The sequence below is a fragment of the Flavobacterium phragmitis genome, from assembly GCF_900112575.1.
GTDB classification, from domain to species: Bacteria; Bacteroidota; Bacteroidia; order Flavobacteriales; family Flavobacteriaceae; genus Flavobacterium; species Flavobacterium phragmitis.
Genome location: NZ_FOMH01000005.1, coordinates 219,352 through 231,593, shown reverse-complemented (window position 1 = coordinate 231,593; position 12,242 = coordinate 219,352). Strand labels below are relative to the sequence as shown.

Sequence of the window (12,242 nt, the reverse complement as noted above, 5' to 3'; positions counted from 1 at the left end):
ACATTGATACGTAATTTATAAATTAACGAATAGTTTTACAAACGAAAAGCATAATCTGTATTATTTTATGAAAAAATATGGGTACAAAATCAAAAAACATAATGGTGTTACTTTTAAACGAAAAGATGAAATTGCTAAAATGACACTTCAGGATAAAACATCCATTAGAGAATAAAAGAACAGAGGTGCCTGATTAATCAAACACCTCTGCTTTTGTATTTATTGTTCTCTTTTTTGCGGAACTACTTTTGGACGTTCAGTTTGATTGGATAAAATCCAGCCCGTTCTGTAGATCCAATCTGTCATTTTATGCAATTTGCCAAAATCAATATTTTCAGATTCATCCATTGGCGTATGATATTGACTATGCAATACGCTTGTAAAGAAAACTGCTGGAATATTTTTTCTCGCATAAGGTAAGTGATCTGATCGGAAATAGAAAAACTCTGGATGTTCTGGTCTGTCCCAAAGTTTATCGAGTTCGAATTTTGGGCCTTCATCATTGGCTTTTTTAGCCACAGCTACCAAATCAGGCGAATTTTGATGCGGGTCACTTGAACCTAAAAGTGCTGCTTGATTGATATCATTCCGACCTATCATATCACCATTTAAAACAGCAATTATATCTTTTTCAGGCACCGTTGGGTGTGAAGCATACCAGCTCGATCCTAATAATCCGCGTTCTTCTGAACCATGAAATACAAAAAGAACGGATCTTTTTGCTGGCTGTTTTTTGTAAGCTCTAGCAATAGCCAGCATTGCGACACAAGTACTGGCATTATCATCTGCTCCATTGTAAATAGAATCTTGACCGTATTTCTGTCTTACGCCATCATGATCTTGGTGTCCACTAAAAAGCACATATTCATTTTTTAATTTGGAATCAGTTCCTTCAATTTTTCCAACAACATTCACAGATGGATATTTGTAAGTTTCTGAAACTACTTCGGCAGATAAAAAGTCTTTTGTGTTTTTAAGAAATTCTAATTGATTATTGTGCACCCAAAAAGCAGGCATTCTAGGCGGAACAGGCATTTTATCACGGTATCCTTCTATTCCGTATACACCTCGTTTCATTTGAGGTTCCACTTCAGACCAACTTTTTTCGCCCAGCTCATCTGCAACAATAATAAAAGCCGCAGCACCTCTGTAGGCTAAATCTTCATAATATTTCTGCTTGACAAAACCTGGATAACGTCTCTCGAAAAGCGAAATATTATCTGAAATTCCCTCTTTAGAGGCCAATACTACAACAGCTTTTCCTTTTACATCTGCTTTTCTGATTTCCTCAGCAGAAGCGTTAACTAAAAATAAAATGGGAGCTTCAACTTTCTTTGTGGTCGTTTCGGCAACCAGCACCTCACTCCATAATTTAAATTCTTTTTGTCCGATTTTAAATTTGGTATTATTGGTAACCTGATGTCGGTATAAATCAAAAAACTGAAAGAAAGTACCATCGTCTCCCGCTGGTGACATTCCAGCTTCTTTGGCTTTCTCTGCCAGCCACATGGATACTTTTAGTTCATCTAAAGTACCAGCTTCACGGCCATTAAAATGATCGCCGGCCATCTGGTACATATCTGTTTTAAGATCCTTTAAAGTAATCGCACTGATCAAAGGTTTTTTGATCGTTTGCGAAAAAATAATGTTACAGCTTAAGCTGAGTAATAAAAACAACTTTTTTTTCATAATTAAAAATCAAATTAAAGATTGAATAATTTTCTGATAAAAAAAGAAGGGTCTGAAAAAAAGACAAATCTATATTTTTTATAAATATACTTCAAAAAAGAATCAAATTTTAATTCTATTCTGCTCAATTCTCAATTAAAACAAGACTTAACCTACAATATATCAAACAGCGCAATTTTACTTCATTGAATCTTATGCAAAAGAGTGCTACTTATTTTTACGATTATTTATTATTTTAATGATAAAATGGTAAAATAACATTTTTCGAGGCTTGTTATCGATAAATAATCTTCATTTCAAAAAAAATAAATAATATTGCTGAATTGATTGTTACCAAAACATGGCTCAAAATTCGAATATAGACGAAAAAAAACTTCTTCTTGAATTGTCTCAAGGAAGTGAGGTTGCGTTTACCAATATGTACAATCAATATAAAAATAATGCGTATTCTACTGCTTTACGAATTACAAAATCGAAAATTCAAGCAGAAGAAGCTGTTCAGGACATCTTTTTAAAAATATGGCAAAATCGCGAGAATTTAGCAGAAGTAACTCATTTTGAAAATTACCTCTATATAATCTCACGCAATCATTTGTTCAATTCGATTAAAAAAATCGCACGAGAAACGAGTCAAATAGCCGAATTCAATCAGAAAGAAGCTGGAATTATTGATACTGACAGCAATATCAAAGATGAACAGTACAATACGATTTTAAATCAAATCGTTGAACAGTTGCCACCTCAACAGCAAAAAGTCTATCAAATGGCTAAAATAGACGGCCTTAGTCATCAAAAAATTGGTGAAGATTTGGGCATCTCAACCGAGACGGTAAAAAAACACATGGCTCAGGCTTTAAAATTTATACGTCTTAAAATTTCTCCGTACATGAATATGTTCATGTCATTACTGCTATTTTTAAAGTTCTAGACTAAAGTTTTTTCTTTCAAAAAAGCCAAGAACTACATTTTTTTACATTTTTTTTACATTTTTTTCACTTTCAACTACTCCCTCCCCTTTTTTAAATGGTCTTTATATAAAAGGAACATTTAAAACGTGTTCTATCCCTAAAATTAGAAGGGCTGAAAAAAAAAAAAAAAAAAAAAAAAAAACTCCAAACTATCATTTACAAACAAGTACTAATTTAATTAACGAAACAAATGCAGCAAAAAAAGTTCGAAGAGTTATTTGAAGGCTATCTGCAGAATAATCTATCTGATGCGGAACAGCAGCAAATGATGGAAATAATGCAGCAGGGCGAGCATGACGATTTTCTGAAGGAAAAAATTCATGAGATGCTGAAAAGTGATTATGTTACAGATGTAATGGATAAAAAACAGAGTGACGATATTCTGAACTATATTTTATCTAAACCGCAAAATGAACCTAAAGTGGTCGATTTAAATCCAAAACGAAAAAGAAAAATCGTTTTACGATCGCTTTTTGCAGCGGCAAGTATTGCTTTATTAATTGCTTTGGGAAATTCATTCTTCTTTAAGCAAAAAGCAACAGTTCCAACTATTACAACTGAAATACCAGCTGCTGTAGCGCAAAATACTTTAATTGACTTTAGCGGTAAACAATTGGTTCATCTTCCAGACGGTAGTACAGTGTTGTTAAATGATAACAGTACGTTGAAATACGATCAAAGTTCTTTTGACTCCAAAACTCGTGAAGTTACCTTAACTGGAGAAGCTTTTTTTGACATTAAACACAATCCCGAAAAACCATTTATCGTACATACTGGTAAAATTCAGACTAGAGTTTTAGGAACTGCTTTTAATATTAATGCTCAAAATTCTTCAGACAATATCGAAGTTACTGTTGCACGTGGTAAAGTTCAGGTTGGAGATGTTGAAAAAGTGTATGGCGTAATCACTCCAAATCAGCAGATTAAAGTAAACAAAAGCACTTTGAACTTTGAACAAAATAATGTAAGTGCGGCTATTGTAACCGAATGGAAAAGCAATTACCTGATTCTGGATGATTTGAATATGGCTGAAGCTGTTTCATTAATAGCTCAAAAATATAAAGTGCAGATTTTAATCTCGAATGAAAAAATTAAGAATTGCCGAATTACTGCCAGTTTCTTAAATGAAGAAGATTTAGATCATGTCTTGAAGGTAATCAGCAGTGTTATCGAAACAGAATATCGTTACAATAAAGCCGGAAATGTCATTTTGGACGGGAAAGGCTGTGAATAAAGAGAAAATAGAAAATAGAAAATAGAAAATAGAATATAGAAAATAGAATATAGAATATAGAATATAGAATATAGAATATAGAGAAGAGATAAGGCTGACTAACCTCCTACTTAGAAAGCTTTGAAAATAAATATTAACCTTAAAAACAAAGACCAATTAACCAAAACTAAATTAAAAAAGCCATCCAGCTCCTACACCAGATGGCCAAGATTTTTAACAATTAATCCAGTAACCATTAAAAAACAAGCAAATTTATGAAATTACGCTGTAAAACAACCATGTTTGACAGTGAAAAGAATTCGTCTTTTTTTCACTTGTCAAAAAAAACCATTATGATTATGCGAATCAGTTTATTCCACATTTTCTTACTGACCTGCGGCACTCATATGATTTTCGCAACTGAAATGAGTGGTCAGAACTTAGAGTCAATATCTGTTGACATTGAATTACATAATCAGGATATTAAAACGCTATTTAAAACTATCGAAAACAGAACAGGATTATTGTTCGCCTATCAGCCACAGATCATAAAAGATTTCCCAAAAGTTACTACTCCAAGAGGCAGCAGAAGTGTAAGCGATATTCTGGATATTGTATTTCAGGGCAGTAATCTGGTATACAAACAGGTGGATAAAAATGTCGTGATTTATAAAAAAGAAGTTGCTAAAATTGCTGTAAATACCGAAAAAAAAGAAAATGCCGAAGAAGTTACTATTATGCTTAACGGAAAAGTGCTGGACGAAAACGGACAGCCTCTTCCAGGTGTTTCTGTTGCAGTTGTAGGAGGCAATAAACAAGCAATATCTGATTTTGACGGACAGTTTTTTATCGAATTACCAAAAGGAAAACATGTCTTAAAAATATCTTATTTAGGATACAAAACACAGGAAGTTACCGTAGAAAACCAAACCACAGTTACCATCAAAATGCAACCCGATTTGGCAAAGTTAGACGAGGTTGTAATTATTGGATACGGTACAACAACAAAAAGAACTTCTACAGGATCTGTAGTTAAAATCACATCTGAAGACATTCAAAAACAACCTATAACTAATATTTTACAAAGTTTACAAGGAAGAACACCTGGTGTATTTGTATCTCAAACATCTGGTTATGCAGGGAGTGATATTAATATCAGTATTCGCGGAAGAAACTCTCTTGCTGCAGAGACTCTTCCTCTTTACATTGTAGATGGAGTTCCATATATTGGTGATGATATAAAAGAACAGGCACAACAAACGGGTGTAGGTACAAATAATCAACAGCCATATGCAATTAGAGGAGCACAAAAATCAACAAGCCCTTTAAACATTCTTAATCCTAATGACATTGAAAGTATTGAAATTCTTAAAGATGCAGATGCAACTGCAATTTATGGATCCAGAGGTGCAAATGGTGTAGTACTTATTACTACTAAAAAAGGTTCAGCAGGTAAAACAGAATTTACTATAGGTACTAACTCAGGAATTTCTCAAGTTGCCAATAGAGTTAGAACCTTAGATACGCCTGCTTATCTTAACATGTTACAAACTGCCTTAACAAATGCAAATGCAAATGCAAGTAACTCTAGTACCGGAATAGCTTTAACAAACTGGGATCCTAATCAATATACTAATTGGCAGGATTTATTAATTGGCGGATCGGCTAATTTCAATAATTATTCTGCAAGCTTAAAAGGTGGAAATGACACTACAAACTTTTTATTAAGTGCTGGTTATCATAATGAAACAACCGTTCTACCTGGAGATTTTGGCTACAATAAATTTTCCACCAATTTTAACATCAATCATTATACGTTAAACAAAAAACTGAAGATAGGAGCTTCTGTAATTTTTGCAACGGATAAAAATAAACTGCCATTTTTTGACATCGCAAGCTACGCAATAAGTACAGCTCCAAATCGTCCTATTTATAACGCAGATGACTCTTTTTACTGGGCTTCTACTTATTTTAGTGATATCAACCCTCTGGCAGCATTAGGAAAAAGAGTTGAAGATAAAGGGACCAACTTAATTACAAGTTTTAGTGTAAACTATGAAATTGCAAAGGGATTATCTTTTAAAACTGATTTAGGATATGGAACTGCAGAAATGACTTCCGAGCAATATCAACCTGCTTCAGCCAGTAATTACGCTTATTATGATGCTCTCAAAATCAGTCTAAACTCGTTAAGATCTTATGTTGTTTCGACTAACAATACTAATAATTTCACTATTGATCCTCAGTTGAATTATTCCACTTCATTGTGGAAAGGAAATCTAACTGCTTTAGTAGGTGGATCCTATCAAAAAAGAAGATCAGAAATGCCATCTTATGTAACTTCTTCTGTATATAGCGCTGACAACCTTATTGGTATTACTGGAACAGCTACAACTGTAAAAGTATATAACGGTTCCTCTGAATATAAATATATATCACTTTTTAGCAGGCTGAATTATAATGTTATGAATAAATATATTTTAAACATTAATTTTAGAAGAGATGGTTCTTCCCGCTTTGGAGCAAATAATAAATATGGAAATTTTGGTTCTATTGGTGCTGCATGGGTATTTACGGAAGAAGATTTCTTAAAAGACAACTCGTGGCTAAGTTTTGGTAAGCTTCGTTCAAGTTATGGAGAAGTGGGAAGTGATGGTATTGGAGATTACGGATATGCTGACACCTATTCTACAGGAACTTACGGAAACGGAAATGCTTCTATGTCAGCAACCCGAATTGCAAATCCGAATTATAGATGGGAAGTTTCTAAAAAATTTGAAGCTGCTATGGATCTAAATTTCTTAAATGACCGTATTTCTTTTACTGCCGCCTATTACAGAAACATTTCAGACAACCAATTGGTTAATTATACCCTTAGCCCACAAGCAGGATTTACAACTTATACCGCTAATTTAGGTGCAGCTGTTGAAAACAAAGGCTGGGAGTTTACACTTTCAACGACAAACGTTAAAACGCAAAACCTTAATTGGTCAACCTCTTTTAATATTTCAACTAATTCTAATAAATTATTATCATTTGATGGTATAAAAAATACTAGTTACTACTCACAATATGTTGTAGGAAGACCATTAAACAGTCAATATTTATATAAATATACCGGCGTAGTAAATGGTGTACCACAATTTGAAGATGCCAATGGAGATGGAAAAATTTCTACTGGACTTTCTGATACTGGTGTTGGTGACAGACAATATTATGGACCAACATATCCGAAATATTATGGAGGGATTTCAAATTCAATTTCTTATAAAGCATTCTCGCTTGACTTTTTATTCCAATTTGTAAAACAATCCGGAAGAACTTTAATGTCAACTACAGGCATACAGCCAGGGTATCCATACGGACTTGCAAACTTTCAGGTAGATGAGTACAATGATTACTTAGCACAGGGCAATGTCTTAAGTTCTAATTACCTTTCAAGTTATGGCAATTATATAGTTTCAAATGCTACGTTTACTGATACTTCTTATATCAAACTTAAAAATGTAAGCGCTTCTTATGCTATTCCTTTAGATGAAAGCACGCGAAAATTTCTTAAAAATGCGCGTGTAACACTACAAGGACAAAATCTGATAACTTTTACGAAATACAAAGGATTTGATCCTGAAGCTCCAGGTTTGGTTTTACCTCCTTTGCGTACAATAACTTTAGGAACACAATTAACATTTTAAACCTAAAACCATGAAAAATAATTCAATAAAATACATCTATATATTTTCGTTTTTTCTTTTAATCGGTTTAACTGGCTGTGATGATATGCTTGAAGCTGAGCTGCCAATCAATGAATTGTCATCTGAAGTTGTGTATGCCTCCGATCCTACTGCAGAAGCCACCATAAACGGAATTTACCAAAGTATGGTAACGAATACTTATTATAACTCTTTACATACCATTCTTGGACAGACCTCAGATGAGTTAATTTTAAAAACTCAGCTCAGCAATGTCTATACGACCAATGAAATGATTGATACAGACAGCTCTGCTGGGACAATGTGGACGGAGTTTTATAAAACAATTTATAATGCTAACAATGCCATAATTGGAATTAGCGGCAGTAAAACCCTTACCCCTACTAAAGCGAAACAATGGATAGCCGAAGCAAAATTTCTTCGTGCATATTCTTATTTCTATCTAACAAATCTATGGGGTGATGTGCCATTAGTTTTAACTACAAATATCGACGAAACATCGCTTGCTCCTCGCAATACTCAAACAGAGATTTACAATCAGATTATTCTTGATCTTAAAGAAGCTGCAACTGATCTTCCTGCTGATTTTTCTGGCTATAGTGCTATACGAGTTAGAGCTACAAAAGCAGCTGCCCATGCTTTATTATCCAGAGTTTACTTGTACCTAGGAAACTGGACAGAGGCTTCAGATCTGGCAACTTTAGTAATTAACGATAGCAGCAATTATAAAATAATTACAGGATTGACAAGTACCAACAGCCCGTTTATCGCAGACAATAAAGAGGCTATTTTACAGATTCCTTATTCAAATGTTACTTATACTTATGAAGGCAGTGCATTGTTTTCATCTTCAGGAACATACATGTTAAGAAACGGAAACACACTATTTGAAACCGGTGATGCCCGAAAAACAAACTGGACTGGTACTACAGTTGCCGCAGATGGATTGACATATACAATTCCAAGAAAGTATAAAAATTCGTATACTACAACACCTGTAGAGCGTTCAACAATTCTTAGATTAGCAGAACTTTATCTGATAAGAGCCGAAGCCAGAGTAAAATTAAATGATATTACAGGCGCACAGCAAGATATCAATGTAATCAGAAACAGGGCTTTACTTGGCAACACTACCTTAACAGATTCTAATCAGTTACTGGAATTAATAGCTTTAGAAAGACAAAGAGAGCTATTTACCGAAAATGGACACAGATGGTTCGATCTTAAAAGAACCGGAAAAATCGATGAAGTTCTAAGTACAACTCCGGGCAAAATATGGGCTTCAACAGACAATCTATTCCCTATACCGGAAACAGCAAGACGCTCTAATCCTTTTTTAACTCAAAACTTAGGATATAACTAAATCATTTAAATAATTACTCAGGAATGTTTCATAAAAAACATTCCTGAGATTTAAAAAACACTATGGAAACAACCACAATTGTAAGAGTTGAGGACTTGTCGCATCAATACAGTAAGGATTGGGCAATTCAAAATATCAATTTCGAAATTAAAGAAAATAGGATTTTAGGCCTTTTAGGATCTAACGGAGCCGGAAAATCTACTACCATGAATATTCTTTGCGGCGTTTTAAACCAGACCAAAGGAAATATTTTTATTGATGGAATTAACTTAAAAGAAAACCCGGTCGAAGCTAAAAAATTAATCGGTTTTTTACCGCAGACACCGCCTTTGCATTTAGATTTAACAGTAGATGAATATCTAATTCACTGTGCGCAGTTAAGATTAGTTCCAAAAGAAAATCTAAGAAACGCTGTAGAAAAAGCAAAAGAAAAATGCGGGATTTCGCATTTCAGCCACCGTTTGATTAAAAACTTGTCGGGTGGTTACAGACAGCGTGTGGGTATTGCGCAGGCGATTATCCATGAGCCTAAATTGGTCGTTTTAGATGAACCTACAAACGGATTAGATCCAAATCAGATTCTGGAAGTTAGAAATTTAATTAAGAAAATAGCACAAGACAAAGCCGTAATCTTTTCTTCTCACATTCTTTCTGAAGTTCAGGCAACCTGCCAGGATATCAAAATGATTGAAAACGGACATATGGTTTTTTCTGATACGCTGGAAGCTTTCAACAATTATATCGAAGCCGATAAATTAACGGCTAGCTTTGAAAACCCGCCGGCTGTTGAGGCATTCAAAGAAATTTCTGAGGTTACAGATGCCGTTTACTTGACTCCTAAAAAAGTTCAGATTACATTCAGCGGTACACAAGAAGTTGCTGAAAAAATTGTCTCATTAAGCGTTCAGAAAAATTGGAAACTTCGTGAAATTCAATTTGAAAAAGTTTCATTAGACGAAATCTTTGCTCAATTATCTAAAAAAGCCCCATCTAAAAACGCTATTCTTTCTTAAAAAAATAAACAAATGAAAACAATATATAGAATTGCTAAAACAGAACTCAATACGATGTTCTACTCGCCAGTTGCCTGGGTTGTTTTAGTAATATTTTCAATCCAGTCAAGCTGGAAATTTTTCAACACCATCGAACGTTTCGAAAAAGCACAGAAAATTGGACAAAGTATGGACAATTTATCACAGGTTGTTTTTTCTGGTTTCAGCGGATTGTATACTGAAATGCAGAATTACCTTTATCTGTATGTTCCGCTTTTAACAATGGGATTAGTAAGCCGTGAAATCAACAGCGGTTCAATCAAATTACTGCTTTCTTCGCCAATTAGAATTAAAGACATTGTTTTAGGTAAATATTTAGCGATTGCCGCTTATTGCCTTTTATTCATTGCTATTTTAGGCTTACAGGTTGCTATTGCTTATTTTTCTATCGAAAATTTAGATCTTAAATTTGCTATTTCTGGTTTAATTGGTCTTTATTTATTGGTATGTACGTATGCTGCAATCGGACTTTTTATGTCGTGTCTGACTTCTTATCAGGTAGTTGCCGCAATCAGCACATTAGTTGTTTTAGCAGGTTTAAATTTTATTGGAAAACTTTGGCAGGATGTCGAAATCGTAAAAGACATTACTTATTTCCTTTCCATTGCGGGACGTGCCAACGAAATGCTGGAAGGATTGATTATCAGTAAAGATGTATTATACTTTGTTTTGGTAAGCAGTCTTTTTATTGTATTGAGTATTTATAAACTACAGACCGGAAGAGATGCACAAACCGTATCCAAAAGAGTTTTAAAGTATACTGTATTGATTGCTGCAGTCTTATCTCTTGGTTATATTACTTCTAGAGCACCACTTACTTTCTATCACGATATGACCCGAAATAAGGACAATACATTAACCAAAAGCAGTTTAGATGTGGTTGATAAGATAGAAGGCCCTGTTAAGATAACAACCTATGTTAACTTACTAGATATTAATTATTACATGGCGATGCCATACTCTCAAAATTCTGATATTGCGAGTTTTTCAAAATATACCCGTTTTTTGCCCCAAATAGAAATGGAGTACGTTTATTACTATGACACTTCAACAAATGAAGCTTTGTATGCCCAAAATCCAGGGCTAAACGACAAACAGCTTGCCGAAAAAATGGTCGAGTCGCAGGATATGAAACTTAAAAAATTATATACTCCTGCAGAAATTAAAAAATTTATCGATTTAGGACCTGAACAAAACAGAGTGGTCAGAACCGTAGAATACAATGGCAAGAAGACTTTCCTGAGAATGTTTGATGACTTATTTAAAGTACCTTTTGAAAAAGAAATCTCTGCTTCATTAAAACGCCTAGTTTCTAATCCTGTAAAAATTGTATTTGCAACTGGAAACATGGAACGTAGCATTGAAAAAAATGGAGATAAAAATTATAAAACTGGATTTAATGAAATAACATTCAGAAACTCGCTAATCAATCAAGGTTTTGACGTTGTTTCTGTAGATATTAATGCGCAGAATATTCCGTCTACAACTGACGTTTTAGTTATTGCAGATCCTAAAACACAATTAAGTCAAGGTGCTGTCAACCGTATTACTAAATATGTTGATGAAGGTAAAAACGTAATGCTTTTAGCAGAACCTGAAACGAATTCGGCTTTGGTTTCTATAACAGATAAACTAGGAATCGGATTTACAAAACAGACTTTAGTGCAGGAAAGTGAAACGAATTCTCCTGATTTCTTAGTAACCGAGCTTCAAAAAAATGTCGATTCTACTGTAATCAAATTAAGCAAAATCAATAATCCTATCCCGCTTTTAGGAAGTAGTGGTGTTACTGTAACAAAAGAAGCTGGATTTAAAGTTACACCACTTTTAAAAACCAATAAGCTACCGGCATGGGAATCTCAGGCAGGAATTACTTCAATTTCAGAAGATTTAAAGAAACAGCCTTCTTCAAAAGAAATTCCTCTTGTAACTGCTTTAACGAGAAAGATCAATGGTAAAACACAAAAAATAATTGTTGCCGGAGATGCCGATTTTATGGGCAATGCCGAATTAAGCCGTGGCGGATCTGGAACTTTCCAGTTTGTAACCGATATTTTCAGCTGGTTCAGCAATTATCAATTTCCAATTGATACTACACGTCCTCTAAAAACCGATAATAAAATCACGATTACGTCAAATCAAGTTTTCATCAACAAAATCTTGTTTATAGGAATCTTTCCATTATTAATCATACTAAGCGGTGCTTTTCTACTTATTAGAAGAAATAGAAGATAAAATTCAAAAAAA

7 protein-coding genes are annotated in these 12,242 nt (G+C 34.0%); 6 read left to right on the top strand and 1 reads right to left on the bottom strand.

All coding sequences use genetic code 11. From position 1 onward, the window contains the following. Positions 1 to 219: 219 nt before the first annotated feature. Positions 220 to 1,689 carry a M28 family metallopeptidase gene (locus tag BM289_RS10850; protein WP_091493136.1) on the bottom strand — a complete coding sequence of 490 codons (1,470 nt, stop codon included), beginning with the start codon at positions 1,687 to 1,689 and terminating at the stop codon, positions 220 to 222. Positions 1,690 to 2,029: 340 nt separating this feature from the next. On the opposite strand from BM289_RS10850, the gene BM289_RS10845 reads away from it, so the two are divergent. From BM289_RS10845 to BM289_RS10815, 6 genes are all read left to right on the top strand, one after another. Beyond that, positions 2,030 to 2,617 carry an RNA polymerase sigma factor gene (locus BM289_RS10845; protein ID WP_091493134.1) on the top strand — a complete coding sequence of 196 codons (588 nt, stop codon included), beginning with the start codon at positions 2,030 to 2,032 and terminating at the stop codon, positions 2,615 to 2,617. 230 nt (positions 2,618 to 2,847) lie between these two features. After that, complete coding sequence (locus tag BM289_RS10840; RefSeq protein ID WP_091493133.1) at positions 2,848 to 3,891, top strand: FecR family protein; 1,044 nt, start codon at positions 2,848 to 2,850, stop codon at positions 3,889 to 3,891. A gap of 254 nt (positions 3,892 to 4,145) precedes the next feature. After that, entirely contained in the window at positions 4,146 to 7,562 is a 3,417-nt protein-coding gene (locus BM289_RS10830) for a TonB-dependent receptor (RefSeq protein ID WP_091493131.1), read from the top strand. A 10-nt stretch (positions 7,563 to 7,572) separates the two neighbouring features. Next, the gene (locus BM289_RS10825; RefSeq protein ID WP_091493130.1) at positions 7,573 to 8,943 is read left to right on the top strand and encodes a RagB/SusD family nutrient uptake outer membrane protein; all 1,371 of its coding nucleotides are present in this window, start codon (positions 7,573 to 7,575) and stop codon (positions 8,941 to 8,943) included. Positions 8,944 to 9,005: 62 nt separating this feature from the next. Continuing rightward, positions 9,006 to 9,956 carry an ABC transporter ATP-binding protein gene (locus BM289_RS10820; RefSeq protein ID WP_091493128.1) on the top strand — a complete coding sequence of 317 codons (951 nt, stop codon included), beginning with the start codon at positions 9,006 to 9,008 and terminating at the stop codon, positions 9,954 to 9,956. Positions 9,957 to 9,968: 12 nt separating this feature from the next. Then, positions 9,969 to 12,230, top strand: coding sequence for a Gldg family protein (locus BM289_RS10815; RefSeq protein WP_091493127.1), 2,262 nt, complete (start codon positions 9,969 to 9,971; stop codon positions 12,228 to 12,230). Positions 12,231 to 12,242: the final 12 nt, after the last annotated feature.